Origin of the sequence: Massilia aurea (genome assembly GCF_024753205.1) — a bacterium.
GTDB lineage: Bacteria > Pseudomonadota > Gammaproteobacteria > Burkholderiales > Burkholderiaceae_D > Telluria > Telluria aurea.
In genome coordinates this window covers 459,228-483,821 of record NZ_JANUGZ010000001.1, presented here as the reverse complement: position 1 = coordinate 483,821, position 24,594 = coordinate 459,228, and the positions used below count along the sequence as shown (strand labels likewise).

The 24,594-nt window shown below is 66.2% G+C and carries 18 protein-coding genes; 6 read left to right on the top strand and 12 right to left on the bottom strand.

Translation table 11 applies throughout. The features are described from left to right. Nucleotides 1-186: 186 nt before the first annotated feature. The 6 genes from NX775_RS02000 to NX775_RS01975 form a co-directional block, all read right to left on the bottom strand. Nucleotides 187-1,593, bottom strand: coding sequence for an FGGY-family carbohydrate kinase (locus tag NX775_RS02000; protein WP_258834474.1), 1,407 nt, complete (start codon nt 1,591-1,593; stop codon nt 187-189). A gap of 13 nt (nt 1,594-1,606) precedes the next feature. Further along, nucleotides 1,607-2,659, bottom strand: a complete 1,053-nt coding sequence (locus tag NX775_RS01995; protein WP_258834473.1) for an ABC transporter permease — start codon at nt 2,657-2,659, stop codon at nt 1,607-1,609. Further along, nucleotides 2,656-3,687: an ABC transporter permease gene (locus tag NX775_RS01990; RefSeq protein ID WP_258834472.1), complete on the bottom strand. Its 1,032-nt coding sequence runs from the start codon at nt 3,685-3,687 to the stop codon at nt 2,656-2,658. The genes NX775_RS01995 and NX775_RS01990 overlap by 4 nt, the downstream gene beginning before the upstream one ends. Then, complete coding sequence (locus NX775_RS01985) at nt 3,684-5,270, bottom strand: sugar ABC transporter ATP-binding protein (protein WP_258834471.1); 1,587 nt, start codon at nt 5,268-5,270, stop codon at nt 3,684-3,686. The genes NX775_RS01990 and NX775_RS01985 overlap by 4 nt, the downstream gene beginning before the upstream one ends. A 61-nt stretch (nt 5,271-5,331) precedes the next feature. Then, nucleotides 5,332-6,351: a rhamnose ABC transporter substrate-binding protein gene (rhaS, locus tag NX775_RS01980; RefSeq protein WP_258834470.1), complete on the bottom strand. Its 1,020-nt coding sequence runs from the start codon at nt 6,349-6,351 to the stop codon at nt 5,332-5,334. Continuing rightward, nucleotides 6,348-7,208: a DeoR/GlpR family DNA-binding transcription regulator gene (locus NX775_RS01975; protein ID WP_258834469.1), complete on the bottom strand. Its 861-nt coding sequence runs from the start codon at nt 7,206-7,208 to the stop codon at nt 6,348-6,350. Before NX775_RS01975 ends, rhaS begins: the two co-directional genes overlap by 4 nt. Nucleotides 7,209-7,583: 375 nt before the next feature. On the opposite strand from NX775_RS01975, the gene NX775_RS01970 reads away from it, so the two are divergent. The 4 genes from NX775_RS01970 (at nt 7,584) to NX775_RS01955 (ending at nt 12,870) form a co-directional block, all read left to right on the top strand. Beyond that, complete coding sequence (locus NX775_RS01970; protein WP_258834468.1) at nt 7,584-9,692, top strand: bifunctional rhamnulose-1-phosphate aldolase/short-chain dehydrogenase; 2,109 nt, start codon at nt 7,584-7,586, stop codon at nt 9,690-9,692. A 98-nt stretch (nt 9,693-9,790) separates the two neighbouring features. After that, nucleotides 9,791-11,086, top strand: coding sequence for an L-rhamnose catabolism isomerase (gene rhaI, locus NX775_RS01965; protein WP_258834467.1), 1,296 nt, complete (start codon nt 9,791-9,793; stop codon nt 11,084-11,086). Between the two features lie 65 nt (nt 11,087-11,151). Beyond that, nucleotides 11,152-11,475, top strand: a complete 324-nt coding sequence (locus NX775_RS01960) for an L-rhamnose mutarotase (protein ID WP_258834466.1) — start codon at nt 11,152-11,154, stop codon at nt 11,473-11,475. A 216-nt stretch (nt 11,476-11,691) separates the two neighbouring features. Then, nucleotides 11,692-12,870, top strand: coding sequence for a GGDEF domain-containing protein (locus NX775_RS01955; protein WP_258834465.1), 1,179 nt, complete (start codon nt 11,692-11,694; stop codon nt 12,868-12,870). A gap of 193 nt (nt 12,871-13,063) precedes the next feature. Here NX775_RS01955 and NX775_RS01950 read toward each other — a convergent pair whose 3' ends face one another. The 3 genes from NX775_RS01950 to NX775_RS01940 form a co-directional block, all read right to left on the bottom strand. Further along, a complete protein-coding gene (locus NX775_RS01950; RefSeq protein WP_258834464.1) occupies nt 13,064-13,276 on the bottom strand; it encodes a DUF7661 family protein in 213 nt (70 codons plus the stop codon). Between the two features lie 73 nt (nt 13,277-13,349). After that, the gene (locus tag NX775_RS01945; protein ID WP_258834463.1) at nt 13,350-14,285 is read right to left on the bottom strand and encodes an alpha/beta hydrolase; all 936 of its coding nucleotides are present in this window, start codon (nt 14,283-14,285) and stop codon (nt 13,350-13,352) included. Nucleotides 14,286-14,301: 16 nt separating this feature from the next. After that, complete coding sequence (locus tag NX775_RS01940) at nt 14,302-15,651, bottom strand: TolB-like translocation protein (protein ID WP_258834462.1); 1,350 nt, start codon at nt 15,649-15,651, stop codon at nt 14,302-14,304. Nucleotides 15,652-15,805: 154 nt separating this feature from the next. Between NX775_RS01940 and NX775_RS01935 the strand changes: the two genes are divergently transcribed. Beyond that, nucleotides 15,806-18,124, top strand: a complete 2,319-nt coding sequence (locus tag NX775_RS01935; RefSeq protein ID WP_258834461.1) for a DUF6250 domain-containing protein — start codon at nt 15,806-15,808, stop codon at nt 18,122-18,124. Nucleotides 18,125-18,140: 16 nt separating this feature from the next. Next, a complete protein-coding gene (locus NX775_RS01930; protein WP_258834460.1) occupies nt 18,141-19,565 on the top strand; it encodes a glycoside hydrolase family 88/105 protein in 1,425 nt (474 codons plus the stop codon). A 36-nt stretch (nt 19,566-19,601) separates the two neighbouring features. Here NX775_RS01930 and NX775_RS01925 read toward each other — a convergent pair whose 3' ends face one another. The 3 genes from NX775_RS01925 to NX775_RS01915 are packed head-to-tail and all read right to left on the bottom strand — an operon-like array spanning nt 19,602 to nt 24,592. Beyond that, nucleotides 19,602-20,576, bottom strand: a complete 975-nt coding sequence (locus NX775_RS01925; RefSeq protein WP_258834459.1) for a glycoside hydrolase family 43 protein — start codon at nt 20,574-20,576, stop codon at nt 19,602-19,604. Then, complete coding sequence (locus NX775_RS01920; protein WP_258834458.1) at nt 20,573-21,886, bottom strand: rhamnogalacturonan acetylesterase; 1,314 nt, start codon at nt 21,884-21,886, stop codon at nt 20,573-20,575. Before NX775_RS01920 ends, NX775_RS01925 begins: the two co-directional genes overlap by 4 nt. Before the next feature lie 15 nt (nt 21,887-21,901). Next, on the bottom strand, nt 21,902-24,592 hold the full coding sequence (locus tag NX775_RS01915; RefSeq protein ID WP_258834457.1) for an exo-rhamnogalacturonan lyase family protein: 2,691 nt from the start codon (nt 24,590-24,592) through the stop codon (nt 21,902-21,904). Between the last annotated feature and the right edge of the window lie 2 nt (nt 24,593-24,594).

The following is a 24,594-nucleotide window of genomic DNA, read 5'->3' as shown; positions in this document are numbered from 1 at the left end:
TATTGGGGTGAGTAGTTGAACAATAAGGGTCAGCGTCAGATTGTTTGCCAACTTCTGTAAATCAATTGGCGAATAATTCGACTCTGACCCTCATTGTTGTTGGCGTGAGTAGTTGAACAATCAGGGTCAGAGTCAGATTGTTTGCCAACTTCTGTAAATCAATTGGCAAATAATTCGACTCTGACCCTAATTGCAGGCGAGTTGCGCTGTGGGGACGTGCAGGTTGAGGGTGCTGCGCCAGGTGGTGCGGTAGGCGGAGAGGCCCCCGATGGTGCATGGTGGAGTGGGGTGGTGCTGGCCGGGTGGGGTGGCGGCGCGGTAGCGCAGGAGCCAGCCGCCGCAGGTGGTGCCGCTGGCGTCGTCGGAGTAGCTTACTGCTTGCTGCGGGCGCAGGCTGGCCAGCAAAGGGCCGAACCAGGGGTTGGCGGTGAAGCTGCCTTCGACGGTGATCGGGCCGCGCGCGCCGAGCGCGTCGAGGCAGTAGTCGGTCATCAGCACGCAGTACAGCGTCGCCAGCGCGAAGCGCTCACCGGCGTCGACGGGCGCGGGGCCGTCGATGCGGCCTGCCTTGCCGGCGAAAGGCCCGCCGCCATCGGCGAAGCATGGGATGGCCATCGTGTCGCGGGAGACCATCTGTTCGAGCTGTTCGAAGGAGCAGGTGGCTGGCTGGTCGCCTGCCAGGGCGCCGAATTCTCGGCCGCCCATGAAGCGCATGCAGGCCACCGGCTGGCCGTGGGCGCTGGTGTTGGCCAGCATGTCGGCGTCTTCGCGCAGGCCGGCCAGGTCGGCGCCGAAAGCGGCGGCGATCAGCCAGGTGCCGGTCGAGAGCACCGTGCGCGGCGTGGTGGCGCTGTCGCCGCCGAGGTAGCGCATCAGCGACGCGTTGCTGTCGTGGATGCCGCACAGGACTTCGCAGTCGGCAGGCAATCCCGTGGCCTGGGCCACGTCCGGGCGCAGCACGCCGAGCGTCGCCCAGGGCGGCGCCAGCGGCGGCAGCCGGTCTTCCCAGCCCATGCGCGCAACGAGCGGTGAGTAATCCTGGCGCACCGGGTCCCACAGATCGGTGTGGCAGCCGAGCGAGGTAGCCTCGCCGGCGGCCACGCCGCACAGGCGCCAGGCCCAGTACTGCGGGTACATCAGGATATGGCGTGCGCGCGCGAACGCGTCGGGATGCTCCTGCTGGAGCCAGGCAAGCTGGCGGCCCAGGTTCAGGCCTGCCGGCAGCAGCGGCGAACAGGTCTGCGCATAGGCCGGCCGCAACGCCGCGTAGTCCAAGCCCGGCAGCGCCGCCTCGTAGTCGAGCACCGGCAGCACCAGGCCGTCGTCGTCGACCAGGGCCGCCGTGGCGCCATGGGTCACCGGGACGATGGCCGAGATGCGGGCGCGGCCCGCGAACGCGCGGCAGGTCGCCAGCATCCAGGTCCAGATGCCCTCGGTGTCATGGTGCGGATAAGGGCCGTCGTGCAGGATCGCGTTGGGCCGGCGCTGTTCGGCGACCAGCCGTCCATCGGCGTCGACCAGGGCCAGCTTGACATTGGTCTTGCCGATATCGAGGACGATCAGGGCGTCGCCCGGGTTTGCATGCATGTGCATCCGTTCTTTCCTGCTAGTGGCGCGTTGACTTGCCGCGCATCAGGCGCGACAGCGAGATCGTGGCCAGCAGCAGCACGCCGACCACGATCGTCATGTAGATGCCGGGAACATTGGCCAGTGCCAGGCCGTAGGTCACCGCGCCCATCGTCAGCACCGCCAGCAGCACGCCGCCGATGGTGCCGGCGCCGCCGGCGATGCTGACACCGCCCAGGATCACCATCGTGATGATCTCCAGTTCCCAGCCGGTGGCGATATTCGGCCGCGTGCTGCCGATGCGGCCCGTCAGTAAAAAGGCCGCCAGCCCCGCCATGGCGCCGGTGAGCATGAACAGGCCAAGGCGGTAGCGGTCGACCGCGATGCCCGAGAAGCGCGCCGCGTCCGGGTTGTTCCCGATGGCGAAGATGCGCCGGCCCGGTGTCGTGGCGTGCAGCACCACCGCGAACAGCAGCGCGAAGCCGAGCAGGATCACAAAGGCGCGCGGCACCACGCCGAAGAAGGTGCCCTGGCCCCAGTCGGCCATCAGCTGCGGGTAGTTGGTGAAGGCCTGGTCGCCCAGCGCGACGCTGGCCAGGCCCCGGTACAGCGCGATGGTGCCGATGGTGACGACGATCGAGGGCAGCATGAAGCGCGTGACCAGGAAGCCATTGAGCCAGCCGCAGGCCAGGCCCGTGCCAACCGCCACGAACACCAGGGCCTCGGGCGGCGCGCCGGCCTGGTGCGCCATGCCCATTGCCACCGACGACAGGGCCAGCGTGCCGGCCACCGAGATGTCGATCTCGCGGCAGATGATCAATAGCGCCATCGGCAGCGCGATCAGGGCCTTCTCGCTGAAATTGACGGTCCCGTCGAGCAGGTTGTACGGGTCGAGGAAATGCTCGAGCGAGACGCCGCCGATGACGAATACCGCCAGCAGCAAGAGCGCAAGAAGCGTCTCCCAGCGTGCCAGCACGTGGCGCAGGGTTGGCTTCTGGCGGTCCAGGATCGTATAGCGGGACGTGGTCACGGGCCTGGCGCCAGGCGTTACGGGTGGTGGAACATCGACCGGGACGATGGTTCGCGCATTCATGCGGCGCTCCTTGCGGCAGGAAGTTGGGACTGGTGCAGCGGCAGGATCTGGCGGCTGCGCTTGCGGTTGCCGCGGGCGTTGAGCAGGACGGCGACCAGGATCACGGTGCCGGTCAGCGCGCTTTGCCAGAACGGCGAGACCTGCAGCACTGGCAGCGCGTTGCCGATCACTGACAGGAACAGCGCCCCGAGCAGCGTGCCGAGCACCGAGCCGACGCCGCCGGCGATGCTGGCCCCGCCGATGACGCAGGCAGCGATCACGGTGAACTCGAAACCGTAGGCGATCTCGGTATACGCTACGGCGTAGCGCGCTACCCACAGGTAGCCGCACAGCCCCGCGACGGTGCCCGACAGGCCGTAGGTCCACAGCAGCCGGCGCGCGGTCGGGATGCCGATATAGGCGGCGCATTGCGGTGCGTTGCCGATCGCGTACAGGTCGCGTCCGAAGCGCGTGTAGCGCGCCACGAAGGCCATCGCCAGCACGGCGCCCAGCGCGATCCACACCAGGTGCGGCAGGCCGAGAAGGCGCTGCAGCGGAAAGGCGACGAAGTTCGCAGGCATCTGGTGCGCCGAGACCCAGGCGCCGCCCGAGATCACGAACACCAGCCCGCGATACACGCTCATGGTGCCCAGCGTGACGACGATCGGCGGCAGCGCCAGGTAGCCGACGAGATAGCCGTTGACGAGGCCCAGGGCCAGGCCGGTGGCGGCCGCCGCCAGCATCACGAAGGCCAGCGGCAGGCCGGGATGGGCGGCAGCGAGCATCGCCGCGACCATGCCCGCCAGCGCCAGCGTCGACGCCACCGAGAGGTCGATGCCGCGCGTGACGATCACCAGCATCTGGGTCAGCGCCAGCATCACGAGCAGGGTGCTGTCGGTGAGCAGGTTGGACAGCGAACCGACGCTCAGGAACACGGGGGAGCGCAGGCCAACCAGCAGCACCAGCGCGACCACCATCAGGGCCAGCAGCGCCTCGCGCTGCCGGAACAGTTCCGGGATACTCATGCGCGTTTTCAGATGTTTGTTCATGCTGCTGCCTCCAGCCCCAGGTCGACCCCGGACGCCGCAGCGACCACGGTTTCAGGCGTGGCCTCGGCGCGCGTGAATTCGCGCACCACGCGGCCCTGGCGCATCACGACCACGCGGTCGGCCAGTCCAAGCACTTCGGGCAGTTCGGACGAGACCAGAATCACGGACAGGCCGCGTTCGACCAGTTCGCTCACGAAGCGGTGAACGGCGGCCTTGGAGCCGATGTCGATGCCCTTGGTGGGCTCGTCCAGGATGATGACCTTGGGGTCGGTGGCCAGCCATTTGCCGAGCACCACTTTCTGCTGGTTGCCGCCCGAGAGTTCGGCGACGTGCTGGGTCAGGAAGGCGGCCTTCAGTTCGAGCTGTTCGGCAAAGCGCCGGGCCAGCGCCGCCTCGGCGCGGGCGCGCGGGAAGAAGCCGAATGTCGACAGGATCGGCAGGGTGATGTTATGCATGATCGGCAGCGTCAGATGCGCGCCATGGTGCTGGCGGTCTTCCGGCACATAGGCCAGGCCGCTGGCAATCGCTTCGCCGGGCGTGCGAAACACGGCCGGCTTGCCCTCCAGGCGCACGGCGCCGCTCACCTGCGTGGTCAAGCCGAACAGCGCCTGCATCACTTCCGAGCGGCCGGCGCCCACCAGACCATAGAAGCCCAGGATCTCGCCCTTGCGCAAGGTGAAGCCCACGTCGCGAAATTCGGTCGGATGGCACAGGCCTTCCACTTCCAGCAGCGGCGCGCCGATGGCCACGTCGGCCTTCGGATACGCCTGGTGCACGGCGCGGCCTACCATCAGCGCCACCAGTTCGGGTTCGCTGATGTCGGCAAGGCGCCCTTCGGCGACGAACTGGCCGTCGCGCAGCACCGTATAGCAGTCGGCCACTTCGAAGATCTCGTCGAACTTGTGCGAGATGAAGATGACGGCGGTGCCGCTGGCGCGCAGCTGCCCGATGATGCGGTACAGCTCGCGTATCTCGCGCTGTGACAGCGCAGCGGTCGGCTCGTCCATGATCACCACGCGCGCATCCTGCGACAGCGCGCGCGCGATCTCGACGAAGTGGCGCTGGGCCACCGACAGGTCGCGCACGCGGGCGCGCACCGGCAGCGCTACTTCCAGGCGTGCGAACAGCTGTTCGGCGTCGGCCTCGATGCCGGCCCAGTCGATGCGTCCGCTGATGCCGCGCGTCGGATGGCGCCCGACATAGATGTTCTCGGCGACGGTCAGTTCGTCGAACATGACGGTCTCCTGGTGCACGGCGGTGATCCCGGCCGCCATCGCTTCCTGCGGGCTGCCGAAGGTCACGGCCTTCCCGTCGAGCAGGATGGCGCCTTCGTCGGGCCGGTGGATGCCGGTCAGCGTCTTGACCAGGGTCGACTTGCCGGCCCCGTTCTCGCCGATCAGGGCCATGACTTCGCCGGGCCGGATGGACAGGCGCACGCCATTGAGCGCGCACACGCCGTTAAAGCGCTTGGTGATGCCGGTCAGTTGCAGGACCGGCGTGGTGGACGCGCCAGGGCGTGCTGCTGCATCGTGTGCGCCGTCAGTCGGGCGCAGGGGAGGGCTTGTCAGTTGGGTCACTGGCATTCGGTGTCGCAAAACAGATGAGGGGCGCCGCGCGCGATATGCGCGCGGCGGACGGGCCGGGTCAGAACAGCTTGGCGAACTTGTCGACGTTGCCGGCGTTGTACGTGAACGGCGGGCCGAGAGCGGCTTCGCCATTGGCGTCCAGCGTCACGCTGCCAAGGCGGCCAACCGACACGCTGGCGCCCGCGCCGGACGTGGCCTTGCCCGTCACGAACTGGTGCGCCGCATACGTGGCGGCATATCCGAGGTCGATCGGATTCCAGATCGCGAACTCGCGCACCGCGCCGCTCTTGACGTGGCCGGCCATCTCGGACGGCAGGCCCAGGCCCGTGACGAACACCTTGCCGACCATGCCTTCATCGGCGACGGCCTTGCTGGCCGCGACAATGCCGACCGTGGTCGGGGCGATGATCGCCTTCAGGTTTGGGTGGCTGCGCAGCAGGCCGATGGCTTCGCGGTAGCTCTTGTCCGACTGGTCGTCGCCATACACGGTGGCCACGAGCTTCAGGCCGGCGTACTCGGGCTTGCCGAGCGTTTTCTTCATCACGCCGATCCAGATGTTCTGGTTGGTCGCCTGGGCCGACGCCGACAGGATCGCGAGCTCGCCCTTGCCTTGCAGTTCGGCCGAGGCCATCTCGATCTGCTTCTCGCCGATCAGCTGCGCGTTGGACGGGTTCAGCTGCATCTGGCGGCCGCCCGCGGCCACCGCGCTGTCGAACGAGATCACCTTGATCCCGCGCTGCATCGCCTTTTTGGTGATCGGCATCAGGGCGTTCGGGTCGTTGGCCGAAATCACGATCGCGTCGACTTTCTGGCTGATGAGCGAATTGATGATCTCGATCTGGCCTTCGGCGCTGGGCGTCGTCGGGCCGGTGTAGATGATTTCGACGCCGCCAATTTCGGTGGCGGCGTCCTTCGCGCCCTGGTGGGCGGCGTCGAAGAAGCCATTGCCGAGACTCTTCACGACCATCGCGATGCGGGTCTTTTCAGGCTGCTTGTCGGTTTTCTTGTCGGCGCAGCCGGCCAGGCCGGCAAACACGCCGACCGCTGCCGCGGCGAGCAGGAGCTGTTTGATCTTCAATGGGAAATCTCCATCAGGGCGGCGGACTGCATGTCGTATTGGGGATTGAAGCGCGAGGCGCGCAGCGCCAGCGATTCGCCGTCCGGTTCGACCGTGACCACCTTCACGCCATACTGCTCGAGCAGCTGCACGGCCTTGTCGGAAGCATCGGTATCGGTGATGACGGTGGACACGCGGTCCAGTCCGCACAGGATCAGGCCGGCCTTGCGCGCGAACTTCGAGCTGTCTGCCAGCACGATCAGTTCCTCGGTCTGGCTGATCAGGCGCTTCTCGGCCTGGATCAGCATCGGGTCGGCTTCCATCAGGCCCAGCAGCGACAGGCCATACACGCTCATGAACATCTTGCCGGCGTAGTGGTGCTGGGTGATGTCATTGTCGAACGGCGAGAGGATGACGTTCTGTTCGCGGTACACACGCCCGCCGGGGACGATGATCTCGTTCTCGCTGGACACCAGCAGGCGCTCGGCCATCAGGAACGAGTTGGTGAGGATCTTGAGCTGCTTATCGGTGAGGAACTCGGCCATCATAAAGGTGGTGGTGCCACCGTTGATGATGATCGTCTCGCCATCGGTGCACATGCCGGCCGCATGGCGGGCGATGGCGCGCTTGCGCGATGCGAAGCACTGGATATTGTTCTGGAACGTTTCGCTCGTGAGCGGGAACTGGCGTGTCCTGGGCAGCAGGTTCTCGGCCCCGCCGCGACTGCGCGTGAGCAGATTGCGGCCAGCCAGCCAGCTGATATCGCGCCGGACCGTTGCCGGGGACGCATTGAGCCATTCAACAAGCTGCTGGACCGTTACCGTCTGATGCTCGGCAAGCAGTTTCAGCAAACGCTTGCGGCGTTTGTGATTCACCATATTTGTCTCCTCCTTATGCCGTCTGTATTTTTGCGGCGTGGAATCCGTCGTTCGGGCCTCTTTTTCAGCCCGAATCGCGGTTTGTTGGAAAAGAGTAATTTCAAGATGCAATAAGGTCAATCACCCAATGATCAATTGGTTGATTATTTGCGCACGTTGCGTTGCACAAACGCGCAATCCAATCACGTTAATGATTGATTGGAACTTGCTCAGCAAGTTGATTGCTTCCTCGTTGACACCCCGGTGGCCGCTGATTTCTACTGTCTGCCGACGCCGTATTGCGCAAGGCAGGCCGGCCGCAGTACTGGAATGCAGGACATGGAAGAGACGCATCGATCATCGGTCGATGACAAAACAATCAACTAGGAGAAATTGATGGGCGCTTTGAGCGAAATGAACCAGCGTGAACCGATCACCTCGCGCTGGGATGCCAGCGTCGCTGCTACGCTGAGCGAGCCGGAACTATTGCTGTACCGGTCCAACCTGCTGGGTTCCGACCTGCGGATTACCAATTTTGGCGGCGGCAACACGTCGGCCAAGATCGACATGGTCGATCCGCTGTCGGGCGAGCAGGTCGAGGTGCTGTGGGTGAAGGGCTCGGGAGGCGACCTGGGCAGCATCAAGCTCGACGGCTTCTCGACGCTCTACATGAGCAAGCTGCACGCGCTCAAGAACCGTTATCGGGGTCTCGAGAACGAAGATGAAATGGTCGCCTACCTGCCGCACTGCACGTTCAACCTGAACCCGCGCGCAGCCAGCATCGACACCCCGCTGCACGCCTATATCGCGCACCGCCACGTCGATCACATGCACCCGGACGCGTGCATCGCCATCGCCGCCTGCAAGAACAGCAAGGAGCTGACCGCCAAAATCTTCGAAGGTGAACTGGGCTGGCTGCCATGGCAGCGCCCGGGTTACGACCTGGGCCTCAAGCTCGAAGCCGTGTCGCAGGCAAACCCGCAGTTGAAGGGCCTGATCCTGGAAGGCCACGGCCTGTTCACCTGGGGCGATACTTCCGAATCGTGCTACGAGACGACCCTTGCGGTCATCAAGCGTGCCGAGGACTGGCTGGCGGCGAACATCCAGCAGCCGGTGTTCGGCGGCCAGGCCAAGCAGGTCTTGCCGCCAGCCGAGCGCGCTGCACTGGCCGCCCGCCTGATGCCGCTCCTGCGCGGCAAGATCAGCAAGGACGAATTCAAGCTCGGCCATTTCGACGACAGCGACGCGGTGCTCGAATTCGTCACCAGTGCCGACCTGGCGCCACTGGCGGCCCTGGGCACCTCATGCCCCGACCACTTCCTGCGCACCAAGATCCGCCCACTGGTGCTGGACTTCGATCCGGCCGCGCCCGACTTCGACCGCCTGGCAGCGAGCCTGGACCAGGCGCTGGTCGACTACCGCGCCGACTACACCGCCTATTACGAGCGCTGCAAGCGCAGCACCAGCCCGAAGGTCCGCGATGCCAACCCGATCATCTACCTGATCCCGGGCGTGGGCATGCTGGCCTTCGCGAAGGACAAGGCCACCGCGCGCATCGCCGGCGAATTCTATGTCAACGCGATCAACGTAATGCGCGGCGCGAATGGCGTCGACACCTACGTCGGCCTGCCGGAACAGGAAGCGTTCGACATCGAATACTGGCTGCTCGAGGAAGCCAAGCTGCAGCGCATGCCCAAGCCGAAAAGCCTGGCCGGGCGCATCGCGCTGGTCACCGGTGGCGCCGGTGGCATCGGCCAGGCGGTCGCCCGCCAGCTGCTGCAGGAAGGCGCTTGCGTGATGCTGACCGATATCGATCCGGAGGCGCTCGAGCAGGCGGGCCGCGACCTGGTCAAGGTCGGCGGCAAGGACAGCGTCGGCATCGTGCGCGCCAACATCACGAGTGAAGACGACGTGGCCGGCATCCTCGAAGCAGCGTCGCTGCGCTTCGGCGGCGTCGACCTTCTGGTCTCGAACGCCGGCATCGCCTCGGCCGCGCCACTGGACGAAACGACGCTCGAGATCTGGAAGCGCAACCAGGACATCCTCGTCACCGGTTATTTCCTGGCCAGCCGCGCCGCCTTCCGCATCATGAAGCAGCAGGGCCTGGGTGGCAGCATGGTCTTCGTCGGCAGCAAGAACGGCCTGGTGGCATCGGCCGGCGCCTCGGCCTATTGCACCGCCAAGGCCGCCGAGCTGCATCTGGCGCGCTGCGTGGCGCTGGAAGGCGCCGAATACGGCATCCGCGTCAACGTGGTCAATCCGGATGCCGTGATCCGCGGCTCGCGCATCTGGGACGGCAAGTGGAAGGAAGAACGCGCCGCCTCCAACAAGATCGACGCTGACGACGTCGAGGAGTTCTACCGCAAGCGCAGCATGCTGAAACTGGCCGTGCTGCCGGAGGATATCGCGGAAGCCGTCTACTTCTTCGCCAGCGACAAATCGGGCAAGAGCACCGGCAACATCCTGAATGTGGACGCCGGAAACGCCGCTGCGTTTACCCGATAAGTTAAGATAGATAAAATCACAACATGCCGGGGTGCGGCCCTTGACGGGCACATCACCGGCAATCGGCGGGTTCGCCCGCCGGCCTCAAGGAGACAAGTATGACGAGCGTAATCGACGCCGGCCTGGTCGCGGACCAGAATGCGAAACACCACGCACAACTGCAGGCCGACTATGACGCATTGGGCGGCATGCTGGATCGCCGCGGCCTGGACATCGAACAACTGACGGCGCTGGCGCAGACCTTCGCCGTGGCGGTGCCCAGCTGGGGCGCCGGCACCGGCGGCACGCGCTTTGCCCGCTTCCCGGGCCGGGGCGAGCCACGCAACGTGTTCGAAAAGCTCGAAGACTGCGCCGTGATCCACCAGTTGACCCGCGCCACGCCGAGCGTGTCGCCGCACTTCCCATGGGACAAGCCGACCGACACCGCCGAACTGCGCGAGACGGCTCGCGCGCTGGGCCTCGTGTTCGACGCGGTCAATTCCAACACCTTCCAGGACCAGCAGGGCCAGGACCAGACCTATAAATTCGGCAGCCTGACGTCCAACAGCGCCGCCGTGCGCGCCCAGGCCATTGCCCACAATATCGACTGCATCGAGGTCGGCCAGGCCATCGGCTCGAAGGCGCTGACCGTCTGGGTCGGCGACGGCGCCAACTTCCCGGGCCAGCACAATCTGCGCGGCGCGCTCGAGCGCTACCTGGACAGCATGCGCGAGATCTACGCCGCGCTGCCATCGGACTGGAACGTCTTCATCGAGCACAAGCTGTTCGAGCCGGCGTTCTATGCGACCACCATCGCCGACTGGGGCACGAGCTTCGCCTGCGCCACCGAGCTGGGGCCAAAAGCCAAGTGCCTGGTCGACCTGGGCCATCACGCGCCGAACACGAACATCGAGATGATCGTGGCGCGCCTGGCGCAATTCGGCAAGCTGGGGGGCTTCCACTTCAACGACAGCAAGTACGGCGACGACGACCTCGATTCCGGTTCGATCAACCCGTTCCAGCTGTTCCTGGTGTTTAACGAGCTGGCTGACGCTGCCAAACGCGAGGGCGACGCCTTCAATCCGGCCTATATGCTGGACCAGTCGCACAACGTGACCGATCCGATCGAAAGCCTGATGAGCAGCGCGGTCGAAGTGCAGCGCGCCTTCGTGCAGTCAGCCCTGGTCGACCGCGTGGCACTGGCCGGCCTGCAGGAGCAGAACGACGTGCTCGAAGCAGCGCAGACGCTCAAGCGCGCGTTCCGCACCGACGTCAGCCCGATCCTGGCGATGGCACGCGTGCGCCTGGGCGCCGCCGCCGACCCGGTGGCGTGCTACCGCGCCAGCGGCTACCGCGACCGCGTCGCGGGCCTGCGGCCCGTCAAGCCGGGCGCCAGCAGCAGCGGCATCGTCTGATCCACCCATCGGCGCCTGCGGGCGCCGATAACCATTTCGACCTACCAGCAGGAGCAGCAAGACCCATGAGCAGCCACGCCACGCGCGCCTTCCGCATGAAACTCAAGGCCGGCAACGAAGCCGAATACCGCCGCCGGCACGATGCGATCTGGCCCGAGTTGGCCGAACTGCTGGGCGGCGCAGGTATTCACGACTATGCGATCTTCCTCGACGAGGCGACGCTCGACCTGTTCGCCGTGATGAAGCTGCACCCGGGCCACGACCTGGGCCCGCTGGCGCAGCATCCGGTGATGCGCAAATGGTGGGACTACATGGCCGACCTGATGGAAGTCGAGCCGGGCAACCGGCCGAAGGAATGGCCACTGACCCAAGTGTTTCATCTGGCGTGAATTTCTGAAACAGATCGGTCGGGATGTCACGCCATCGACGGCGTCGGGCTTCTTGAACGAACCGGCTGCTTCCGACCCAACGCTGGTATTCGCCACTGCCGTAAAATTTTCTCAAGTAACTTGCTTTACTTGCAAGAAAGATTCGGCTACATTATCGGACTCCTAATACAGCGACAGTCACCATGACGTTCCGTCTGCGCATTTCGGACACCCGTCATGTCCTTTGATATCGCTTCAATACTGGTCGCCATGACGCTCACGATGGTGACCATGGCGTTAGCGCTGTTTGCCGTTATGGATGGGGCTGACAGGGCGGCCAGGTTTGCGCAAGTCAGCGCAGGCTCCCAAGCTTGCGGATGGTCGCTATTGCTTGCATCAGGCTCGGCTACGCCGTACAGCATTCCCGACGTCTTATTGTCGACCCTGTCGATGGCATGCATTTCCGGTAGTTTCGCCTGTAGCGCTGCCGCGTTCGAACTGTGGGCGGGTCGTAAGGCCATCGACAAAACCCCTGCGGTTCTGGCGATATTTTTGACAGTCGGCTATGCAGTCGGATTTGCCGACTATGCCTTCCGGGTAGGTTGGGCCAACGGACTGCTCGCCCTGCAGATGGGATTCATCGTTGTCACCTTGCTGAAAAAGCCGCATGGCACCAGTGCGCGCTGGCGCTGGCTCCCGATCGTTGGACTTACTGTCCAGGGCTTGGTCACCGCTTGCCGCGCGGTGCTCGGAGCGTTTTATCCTGCTGATTTTCCGGCTTTCCTGACACCGCATCCCATCAACGTCGCGTTCGCGTTCGCGGGCAACTGCACGGTCGTGTTGCTCATGATCGGCATGCTGCTGGCCTATCGCGAGCAGGCGGCGCAGGCACTTGAGCGGCTGGCGACGACGGATGGTTTGACTGGTGTTCTCAACAGGCGAGCGTGGCTTGCATTGGCGAACGCGAAGCTCGCAAGTACCGATGTCGACAATCGACCACTCAGTGTTTTGATCATGGATATTGATCACTTCAAGCAAATCAACGACACGCGCGGACATGATGCCGGCGATCGCGCACTTCAGTTGTTTGCGAAACTGATGCAGGAGGTTAGCCTTTCCGGTGACCTCGTCTGCCGGTACGGTGGAGAAGAGTTCTGCGTGCTCATGGCAGGAGAGCACAACGCCGTGCCGAACTTCGATCAACGACTGCGAGCTCGTCTGGCTGATACGGTATTCGAGGCGCTCGGGCATCCGATGACGTACAGCGCCGGCATGGTAACGCGCATTTCGGCCGACAAGCAGATTTCGGAGTTGCTGTTACGTGCTGACCAGGCGCTTTACCATGCTAAAACGACCGGAAGAAACCGCACCATTGACGCTGTGGATTTGCGTTGTCTGGGTGACGTGGCGGCTTAGACGGCGGTCGCGCAGCGGGCGTTGTGATCCGCACGCTGCGAGCACGAGACATGCTGTCGGTTGAGCTAGGATCCTCATGTGCTCACATTAGCGGGGTCACGCATTTGCGGGGTCAGATACCGTCTGACCTCATCAGGTGCTTTGCGACCAGCAGACGTCGACCCATTGCAGACAGACCAGCACTGCTTGACGCTTAGTCAGGCATGACCTCTACGTGTTCCCCGATTTTGGCGAACTCATGAAAGACGTCATCCAGGTAGGTAGCCAGGTCTTGCGCTGCCAGGTTCGGCGGGATCACCACATCGTTCAGCCGTGTTCGCTTTCCAAGCTCTGAGCGATACACAACCCAAGAGTCGTTCTCACGTCGGACGTCTACCTGAAAGCGACCGTAAATGTTGAACTTCATTGTGCGATTCCTCGTGGTGATAGATGGCAACGCGTTACGAAAACGATCGAACGTTTTTGGCCGGAAGCGCCAGTCACCCGGCGCGATCCAACAACCCCCGCGCCCGCAGCCATTCCTCGGCCCGGCGCGGCCACAGCGAGGCGGTGCCCAGTCCATCGCGCATGCCCATCCCGTGCGAACCTTGCTCGAACAGCAGCATCTCGGCCGGCACCTTCGCGCGCGTGAGCGCCTGGTAGAACAGGATGCTGTTCTCGACCGGCACCGCCTGGTCGGCCTGGGTGTGGATCAGCAGGGTGGGCGGGGTGCGCGCCGTCACCTGGCGTTCGAGCGACATCAGCGCGATGTCGGCAGGGCTGGGCGTGGCGCCCAGCAGCGCCTTGCGCGAGCCCGCGTGTACGGCGGGGCCGTCCATCGTGATCACCGGATACATCAGCATCAGAAAATCGGGCCGCGCGCTGACGCCGTCGAGCACCGCGCCGGTGCGGCCCAGTCGATGGTCGAACAGCGTGCCGGCGCTCGCGGCCAGGTGGCCGCCAGCCGAACTGCCCATCACGCCGATCCGGTCCGGCCGCACGCCGAAGCGCGTCGCTTCCGAGCGCACCAGGCGCACGGCGCGCAGTACGTCCTGCAGCGGCGCCGGGTGGCCGAAGTCGCGCATGCGGTACTTGAGCACGAAGGCGGTGACGCCGAGCGTGGTGAGCCAGCGCGCGGTCTGCTCGCCCTCGCGGTCCATCGACAGGCGCTCGTAGCCGCCGCCTGGGCACACGATCACGGCCGTGCCGTTCGGGCGGTCGACTGCCGGCAGGTAGACCGTGAGGTCCGGATCGACCACCTGGCTGACACGGCCGTTCTCTGTCTGTTCGGGCCCGAGGCCGGCGCGCATGCCCGGCACGCCCTCGGGCCACAGGGGCAGCACGGTGGACGCGGCCGCGCGGCCGTGCAGCGGGATGGCGGCCGCCAGCATGCCGGCGCCGATTGCGTGCAGGGTGGTTCTTCTGGATGCATGCATCGCGTCGTCCTTTCGATCAGCGCGCCAGCGCGCCGCGTTTGAGCCAAGCATCCGGTACCGGCACCACCACGATGTTCATCGAGCGGCCGTCTTCGGCCAGCATGGCGGACTGGATCTGGATGCGGGTGCCGTCGGCATTGAAGGTCGGGTGCGGATGGTCGGCAGCCGTCGTCTTGTGGCCGGTGGTCAGCATCATCATCTCGCGGGTGCGGCGGTCGATCAGGTAGACGCTGCGGCTGAAATCGTCGCCGACGGCAAAGCGCCCATCGCTCGAGCCATGCACGTGCCACAGGCCGCTGCCCGATTCGGTCTGGCCGACGATCTGCATCTGGCGCGTGCGCAGGTTGACGATCGCCAGGCCCGTCGGCTTCTCGCGGGTACCGGTGACGCCCCAGCCATCGTCCTGGCCGGGGTTGGCGCCGCCGACGCTGGTGGCGGGGCCGGCGACCGCGGCCGCCGCGCCGGGAATGGCGCGGTGGCCCATGATCGCCATCGCCGCTTCGTCCTTCGAGATCACTGCTTCGTGCGTGACCCATTCATACGACGCTTCCGGGTACAGCGGACGCAGGCCGGTGCCGTCGGCGCGCACGGTCCAGGTGCGCTGCGGCGACTTGCCGCCGGTCTCCCAGCAGAACACGATCTCGCCCGGGTTCCACAGGTTGGCCTGGATGTGGCCAACCTGGAACGGCACCGAGACCACGTGTTTGACTTCGCCGGTGCGCACGTTCAGGCGCGCGATGCCCTGCGGGCCGGCGCCCATCTGGCGCGGGCCGAACGCTGCTTCGATCTTCGTGCCCGGCGCGAGGTGCTTGGCGGCCTGGCCGGGGCCAACCTTGAAGTAGACCCACTCTTCGTCGGCGTCGAGCGCGAGGTCGCCGCCTGCTTCCAGTTCGGCTGGCAGATTCGAGACCACGCGCTGGTACGTGCCCGCCGGCTGCATGCGCTTGGCGGCGCTGTCGGCCAGCACCCGCGCCAGGTCGGTCTCGACGATCTGCAGGCCGGTATCGGCCTTGCGCATGTAATACAGCTTCATCGATTTGCGCGCCAGGTTCAGCATGCCGGTGTAGCCGCCTTCGGTCACCTGGACCAGGTCGCCCGTCTGCTCATTGACCGCCAGCGCCTCGCTGCCGGCCAGGGTCGAGCGGAACACGAGCCACTTGCCGTCCGACGTCCATTGCGGGTGGGTCGGGTAGATCTTCGAGTCGCCGTGCGGTTTGCTGGTCAGGAAGGTGAGCATCGTGCCGGTGACCGGGTCCTTGACGAGCTTGCGCTCGGACGGGAAGCGTTTGCCGATATGGGCCGACGCATCGGTGCACAGCAGCAGCGCGACGGCCAGGCCGATCGCGGACGTGAAAAGAGGGCGCATGGGAGTGTCTCCGTATTGTGGATGTTGTCCGCTCATTGTTGCAGTACGTATTGCTCAATTCCAATCAGTTTGTTGATTCTTTCTGCGGTTTGACTGCTGCTGCCAGCAGCGCCGCATAAAATCTGCCTACAACAAGACCATGGAGACCCTGACGATGACATCCGTGCGCGCCCCGCATCGCATACTGGCCCCGGTGCTTGCCTTCGTGCTTGCCTGGCTCCTGCTGGCCGGCGCCGCGGCGCGTGTGCAGGCGCCGGCGGCGGCCGCGGCCGTCAATACGGACCCTGCGCGCGCCCAGGTCGTGCTGCCCGAGCCGGCCAATCCGGCGCTGCCATCGATCATCCTGATTGGCGACTCCACCGCGCGCAACGGCCACGACGACGGCCAGGGCAAGGGCGCGCAAGGGCAGTGGGGGTGGGGCAATCCGCTGGCGGCCCATGTCGATGCGTCGAAGGTCAACCTGGTCAACCGCGCGGTGGGCGGGCTGTCGAGCCGCACCTACATCAGCAGCGGGCACTGGGCGCGCACGCTGGCCCTGGTCAAGCCGGGCGACATCGTGATCATGCAGTTCGGGCACAACGACGCGTCGCCCGTCAACGACGACAAGCGCGCGCGGGGCTCGATCCGCGGCGTGGGCGACGATGTGCAGGAGATCGACAACCTCCTGACCGGCAAGCGCGAAACGGTGCACAGCTACGGCTGGTACCTGCGCAAGTTCATCGCCGATACGCGCGCGAAGGGCGCAACGCCGGTCGTTGCCTCGCTCATCCCGCGCAAGGCCTGGATCGACGAAGGCCCGGAGCAGGGCACCGTGCGCCGCAACCGCGCCGACTATGCCGGCTGGGCGAGGGAAGTGGCGCGCAGCGAACAGGTCGGCTTCATCGACCTGAACGAACTGGTGGCGCGGCGCTACGACGCGCTGGGCCGCGAGGGCGTGATGGCGATGTTCCCGGCCACCGTGCCCGAGGAGCGCATCCACACCAACTGGGCCGGCGCGTCGCTCAATGCGCAGGTGGTGGCTTCCGAACTGAAAGCCCTGGGCGATGCGCGCATGGCGGTGTTCCTCAAGCCCGTGGACGACGTACGGCCTGTGGTCGACGCGCGCACCGTGCGCGACGAGGCAGCGCGCGACCCGGCGCTGCCAACCCTGTTTTTGGTGGGCGACTCCACCGTCAAGAGCGGCGGCCAGAATGGCGCGATCGGCTGGGGTGAGCGCATCACGCCGTGGTTTGACACGCGCCGGATCAATGTGGTCAATGCCGCCATCGGCGGGCGCAGCAGCCGTACATTCTTTACCGAAGGGCGCTGGGACCGGGTCGTGGCTCAGCTCAAGCGCGGAGACGTGGTGCTGATCCAGTTCGGCCACAATGACGGCGGGCGCATTGGCGACCCGGCCTCGAAGAATCGCGCATCGGCGCCCGGCACCGGGCCCGACACGGTCGAGGACACCCGTCCCGACGGCAGCAAGGAACAGGTGCACAGCTTCGGCTGGTACCTGGCGCGCTACGTGGCCGACGCCAAAGCAAAAGGCGCGACCGTTGTCATTGCCTCGCCGATCCCGCACCGCGACAAGTGGCAGGACGAGCGCGACTTCGCCAATTTTGCCGACTGGGGCCGGGAGGTCGCGCGCAGCAGCGGCGCCCATTTCATGGACCTGACGCTGCTGGTGTCGGACGCCTACCGCGCCATTGGGGCGGCAAAGGTCGATACCTTCTTTTCCGACGCGCGCACCCACACGAACGCCGCCGGCGCCGAATTCAATGCGCGCCAGGTTGTCGCCGGCCTGGCCGCACTGCCGGGCGAACCGCTGCGCCCGTACTTCGCGGCGCAGGGGGTTGGCCAGCAGTGCGACACCTGGGGCGAGCGCGGCGCGCTGCTGCACCGGGACGATTTCGACGGCCCGCTGACGGGCTACATCAGCGAGTACGCACGCAAGCCAGGCAACAAGGTCGCCAACGTCGACGGCCGCCTGCTGCTCGACGTCGATTCGGGCGCCACCGTCTGGCTCGACAAACCGCTGTCGGGCAATCTGTTGATCGCCTACACGCGCAGGGTGGTGGTGGAGGGCGGGCCGAACGACCGGCTGTCGGACCTGAACCACTTCTGGATGGCGCAGGATCCCCATCGCGCCAGCCTGTTTACCCGGTCCGGCGTATTCGAGGAGTACGACGACCTGGACCTGTACTACGCCGGCATCGGCGGCAACGACAACACGACCACCCGCATGCGCCGCTACGGCGCCGGCAAGCGCGAACTGGTCGGCGAGCGCCTGGCGCCGACCGACCTGCTCGAGGCGAACCGCGACTACCGGATCGAGATCCTCGTGCGCGACGGCTGTACGCGCATGCGCGTGGACGGCCGTGACCTGTTCACCTATCACGACCCGCGGCCCCTCACGCGCGGGTATTTCGGTTTTCGTACCACATGGTCGCGCCAGACGATCGACGGACTGACCATCCATCACATCAAATAACAAGGAGACTTCACCCATGCATTTCCTCAAGCCGCGCCAGACCCTGATGGCCATTCTCGTCGCGGGCCTGTTCCCGTTGTCCCTGAACGCGAGCGCGCAGCACGCGCCGCCACCGCAGGAAAAGGGACCGGCACCAGCCGACGCCATGCTGCATGCGCTGGAGGTGAAGTATCCGACGCCGTACCGCGCGATGGACGCGGCCGAGATCAAGACCGTGCTGGACCGCGTGTTCACGTACCTCGAGCGCACCACGCCCGCTGAACTGATCGACAAGACCACGGGCGCCGCCATTACCGATGCCGCGACGGCCAATCCGAACGCGGTGCTCAAGCCGGGCGACTTCCGCCTGAACAGCTATGAGTGGGGCGTGACCTATATCGGCATGCTGGCCGCGGCCCAGGCCACGGGCGACGCGCGTTACCAGGACTACGTCACCAGACGCCACACGCTGTTGTCGCAGCTGACCAAGGCCTACCTGCCGGTCGTACGCGCCGATACGGCGAACTCGCATGCACCGATCAAGGGCTTTTTGAATCCGCACGCGCTGGACGATGTCGGCGCGCTGTGCCACAGCTTCATGAAGTCGAAGGTCGCCGGATCAAAGGTCGACTACAGCCAGATGATCGGCATCTGCGGCGACTTCGTGACCAACAAGGAGTATCGCCTGAAGGATGGCACGCTCGCGCGCGGTGGGCCGGATGGCAAGGGTGGCCGCAAGATGCGACCGCTGCCCGACACCCTTTGGCTGGACGACATGTTCATGGGCGTGCCGACCATGGCGTATCTGGGCAAGACGACGGGCGACACCAAGTACTACGATGACGCAGTGCGCCAGGTGCAGCAGTTCTCAAAACGCATGTTCAATCCGAAGCTCGGTATCTACATGCATGGCTACGTCGAAGGCATGCGCGATCATCCCGAACTGCGCTGGGCGCGCGCAAATGGCTGGGCCGTGATGTCGATGGTCGAGGTGCTGGAAGTGCTGCCGAAGACCCACAAGGGCTACAACGTCGTGCTCGAGCAGCTGCGCGCGCACATCCGTGGCCTGGCCAGCTACCAGAGCCGCGACGGATTCTGGCACCAGCTGATCGACCGCAACGACACCTACCAGGAGACCTCGGCCACCGCGATCTATTCATACGCCATCGCGCGCGCGGTCAACCGCGGCTACGTCGATGCGGCGATGTACGGGCCGATGGCCAACCTGGCCTGGAATGCGGTGGCCAGCAAGGTCAAGCAGAATGGCGAGATCGAGGGGATCTGCGTTGGCACCGGCATGGCGTTCGATCCGGCCTTCTATGCCTACCGCCCGACCAGCGTGAAGGCAGCGCACGGCTATGGCCCGACGCTGCTGGCAGGCGCCGAGATCATCGAGATGAACAAGAAGTTCAAGTTCGGGCTGAACGACAGCGGCCTGATGTTCCAGGGCGGCCGCGACTGATTTCGCGAGGGCTGCGCGCTTTCGCAGCTTTCGTATTCAGGGCGCCAGCGCCCTGAGGCGTTCGACCAGGCTGACCGGCGCCGCGAACGCGGTCCCGTGCCGCATCTTGTGCGGAAAGCGCATGCGCGCGCTGACGTCTTCCCACTGGCGCATGTCGCGCGAACGCAGCGCGCCGTAATGCCCGGCGGTGTAGGCGTCGAAATACAGGATCACTTCGTCGCCCACCTGCAAGCCGCTTGGCCCTTCGGCCCACAGCCCCGGCGGCGTGATCGGCGCGCCCAGCAGGCCGAATGGCCCCTGCAGGCTGTCGGCGGCGGCGACCTGCAGGTACTTCTTTGGCGGATACCGCGTCTCGTCCTTCACCACCAGCCAGTCGCGGCCCAGTGCCTGCACGAAGGTGGCATCGATGACCGAGAAGCCCGGTTCGTAGAACAGCGTCGTTGGCGTGAAGCTGATGAAGTCCTTCGTGGTGGTAGCGTAGATGCGGTGGTTGTACTTCTTGTCGCCGGCGGCGTCGCCTTCGGCCTCGGTCTGCGGGAAGCGGCCGGGAATCGTCGACGCCCACAGGATCAAAAAGTGGCCGCGCGCCGCGTCGTGAATGATCTCGGGCGCCCAGGCGTTGAGCGCCTGCGGCTCGTGCCCCATCACCGGCAGGTCGCGCTGGGTCGACCACTGCACGAGGTCCGGCGAGGACGCGTAGCCGATGCCGGTATCGTTCCAGCCGCTGGTCCACACCATGTGGAACATGCCGTCCGGGCCGCGCGCGATGCACGGGTCGCGCATCAGCCGGGTCTTGCCGACGGTCGGCGTCAGAAAGCTGGCGCCGCCGCGCAGCGCGTCCCATTGATAACCATCGCGGCTGGCGGCAAAGTGCAGGCCATCGGCGCCGTTGCCCAGGAAGTAGGAGAACAGATAGGCCTGCTCTTCGCCCGGACGGGCACTGCCCTGCATCGCGCTGCAACCGCCGAGCAGGCCGCCGGCCAGCAGGCCCAGTGCACGACGGCGCTTCATTGCGTGCTCCCGTTGGCTGCCGTGCCGCCGACGAGCGGATTGCCCTCGTCGCCGAGGGGCCGCTGCTCCGTGCGGCGCGGGCTGGGTGGCACTGTGAAACGGGCCACCGGATCGGGATGGGCCGGGTCAAAGCGGAACTCCGGCACCAGGTGAACCGCGAGTGGGATGCCAGCCTGGCGCATGCCCAGCGCAATCGCCTTGGCCATCAGGTAACTGCCGTAGCTGTTGTGGTGAGTGTTGTCCAGGTTGCCTGGTGCCGGCGACGCGAAGGCCGCTGTCGATCCTTCGACGCCCAGCGCCCCATAGATCGTCTTGCTGTACGTGTTCAGGTCGATGAACGGCACGCCCAGTTCACGTGCGCTCTGGCGCGCCGCTTCGGCGTAGTCGGTCAGCGAGGGCTTGACCTGGCCGGCCTCGTCGAAGGCGCGCCGTTCCACCGGCGAGACCAGCACCGGCAGGCCGCCGCGCGCCCGCACCGCGTCGATGTGGGTCTTGATTTCCGCCTTATAGGTGGTGAACGGGCCGCTGCGGCCATCCTTGATCTGCTTCTGGTCGTTGTGGCCGAACTGCATCAGCAGCGTGTCGCCCGGCTGCATCATGCTCAGGATCTTGTCGATGCGGCGGCGCGCCAGCGAATCGCGGTAGGTTTCGCCCGATTGCGCATGGTTCGAGATGGCGACGCCTGGCCCGAAAAAGCGCGGCAGCATCTGGCCCCAGCTGTTGAACGGTTCGCCCGGCTGGTCGCTGACGGTGGAGTCGCCCAGCAGGAACAGCGTCGGTACGGTAACTGGCACGATCTCCAGGTGCTGCACGGCGGTTGGGCTGCCATTGAATTCAAGGGTGAGACGGCCGTCCCAGTTCCAGGCTTCGGTCTCGGTCTCGCGTGGGGCCTTCAGGTCGACGACGCCTGCGGCGACACCCGGCACTGCGGCGATGCGCGGCGTGCGCACGTTCACGACAAAGGTGCGCACGACGCTCTGGCCGGGGGCAGTAAACACGTTCTCGAGCATCAGGCGGCGCAGTTCCGACTTGACGGTCGTCGCCGTTGCGCGTCCATCGTCGCCCAGCACGACGGTGACGGCGTAGTTGCCCTCGGGGAGGTCCACTGAAAAATAGCGGGCGTTGCCCTCGGCGCCGGGCTCGAAGCCGTAGCCGCGCGCGGCGTCGTAGAGCGTGCCGGGGGCGACCCGGGTGTGGCCCGCGGGTGCGGCCGCGGCGCCGAACACGAACCGGGTCGGCGCGGCAGCATGCGCCTGCGTGGCCAGCAGCGTGGCCACAGTGAGAGCGAGAGCAAGTGAACGGATGGTCATGGCGGTGACATCGGATCAGGTGGGTGGCAGCGCGTCGCCGATCAGCGCCAGGTTCTGGATCGCCGCCAGGCCCCATTGCGCGGTGTCGTTGGTCGTGACCCACGGTACCTCGGTGATGGGATTGAGCGTGGCGGGGCCATCGACCTTGCGCGCCACGAATGGCGGGTAGGGCCGTGCGGCACTGGCAAATTCGCTCCAGGCGCGGCGCGCCAGTGCCGGGTCGTTGCGCTTCCAGGCGGCGTACGCCGTCAGGCGCGAGTGGCCGATCACGAGGACGTCCGACCCGCCATGCGGCTTGCCCAGGCGGCGCGCCTGTTCTTCTTTCGGCGCGCTGTACAGGGCGCAGTAGTCGACCCAGGCGCGCTCGAAGTCCTTGTCGCCCGTGAGGGCAATCAGCTCGTCGAACACTTCGACCGCTCCGAACACGGCATTGAGGTGCGACGCCTTGACGTTCTCGCCCGCCATATTGTGCAGGCGGCCGGTCTCCGGTTCGTAGCCCATGCGCTCGGCGCTGAAGAAGCCGTGCGGCATGGCGGCGATGTCGCGCATGCCGGTCACGATTTTGTCGCGGTAGCGGGTGTCGCCGCTGCGTTCCCATTCAGTGAGCCAGTTGGCGGCCAGCGACGCCCAGTCGGTACCGAAGCTGGCGCGCACGGGATACGGTCCCTTGGGTGGCTGGTTGGCGAGCTTGCGTACCGGGTCGACTGCGTCGAGCCGGCGGTCGGCGTCGAGCACCTCGCGCATCACGTCGCCCGTGCGCTCGTCGGCCGTCAGGTAATAGTACATGCGGCGGTAGACCGCGGTGCTGATGCGTACCTGCTTGGCGCTGCAGCCCCAGTGCTGGACATTGTGGCGGGTGCCCAGGCCCGCGAACCGGCCCAAGTGGTAGGTGTCGACGTCGCTCGTGTGGCGCACCATCGCTTCGCCCATCCGGAAAATGTCGGCGCGGCCGGTGCGTAAAAACGCGTACCACAGCCACAGGTCGGGCGAGAGTTCCGAGTTGGCCCAGGCATAGCCGCCGACGTCGTAGCGCCACTCGTGGCGGTCGGTGTCGTAGGTGTGGCGCACGTCGCCGTGGTCCCAGAAGCCATACCAGCTGCGCTGCTCGACCTCGTCGCGGTAGAACGCGAAATGGGCGTCCAGCCGGTCTTCGATGTGCGCCCTGGCGGGTGTGGAGCGGTCAGGGAGCGCGATCAGGTTGCCGAACACGCGCGTGGCCAGGATGTGGGCGGGCGCCGCGACCAGCTGCGGCGGGGTCTGGACGGCGGCGGCCATGCGTACCATCGTCTCGCGCGCCGGCGTGGCATCCAGCGCCCACAGGGTAAATTCGCTGCTGCGCGCCACGCCCACCGGCGTGCCGAAGCCTTTTTCGTAATCCTCGTAGGTCACGTCCAGCGCCTGCAGCTCGTCGGCGTGCGACTGCATGCCCATGCCGTCGTGGTAGAAGCGCAGGTCCATCGCCGGCGCGTCGGGTGACCAGATCCACAAGGTCACCTGCGCCGCCTCGGTGTGGGCGTTGCGCACGTCGAGCTGGGTCGGATGGCGCTGCCAAAAGTCACGCATGCCGAAGGCCAGGCCGCCGCTGGCGCCGCCGATGTAGCCCAGCCCTGGCGCGCGCCGGCCCCAGGCCGCATCGATCCAGCCGTGGCCGGCCTTGGTCCGTTTGCGGATGCGGAAGCTGTCCGGCGAGAGCTGCGCCAGGCTGTAGTCGCCCCAGGCCGGGATCAGGTGCAGCGATTTGCTGACGCGCTCAGCCATCGGCGGCGTGGCCAGGCCCGCAAGCTGCGCCTTGCGCACCGCGTCGCCCGGATCGCGCCGCAGACCCGTAAGGTTGCGCACGCCCTCGGCCCACAGGCCGCCCGCGTCGCCGGCGAAGCGCACGTGGCGGTCGTGTGGCGCATCCGTGAGCGGCACGTCGAAACGCAGCCCCAGGCCGCGCACGAAGTCCTTCTGTTCGTCGCCATCGAACACGAAGGTGTGCATGATGCGCACCGATTCGGCGCCGGCGTAAAAGTACAGGCGCACCGTGAATGGCAGCCAGGCCCGCTTGCCATCAACGGCGCGGTGCATGCCTTCGAGCTTGACCACGCTGCGCAGCACCCCGTTCTGCTCGAGCGTCACGCGATCGAGCCGGCTTTCGTAGGTGCGCTGGCGCGCGCTGCCTTCGGGGCTGTCGTCGCACAGGGCCACCAGCTTGCCGGCGCGTGCGATCTCGCGCCCGCCGCGGCTGATGCTTTGCACAAGCTCGGCGCCGTGGCGCGGGATCGTGCATTCGATGACGCCGGTGTTGACGATGATCGCGTCCGCGCGTTGGGTGATCGCCAGCCGCGTGCCTGTGGGTGCGGCCGCGCTCGCGGCGCGAAGGTGCAGGCGTCCGGGCACCCGGGACTGCGGCGGCAGCGCATGCGCCGTCCACTTGAGCGAGCCATCCGGCCAGTAGGCGGTCGGCCAGCTCTGGCTGGCGATGTCGCCATCATCGCCGGACAGGATAAACGCCTGGTCCTTGCGGCAGGCGCCGCGCGGCCATGGCACGCCGAACGTGGTGCCGGTCATGAGAGCGGGCGTGCCTTCCAGCCAGGCCAGGTCCACCGTGCCCGGGGCGGCGACGGCAGCCGGTGCGGCGGCCTGGCCGGCGCGCACGCCCAGCGGCAGCGCCGCCGCCAGCGCGCCGGACTTGAAGAACGCGCGTCGTGACAGCGGCGCCATCG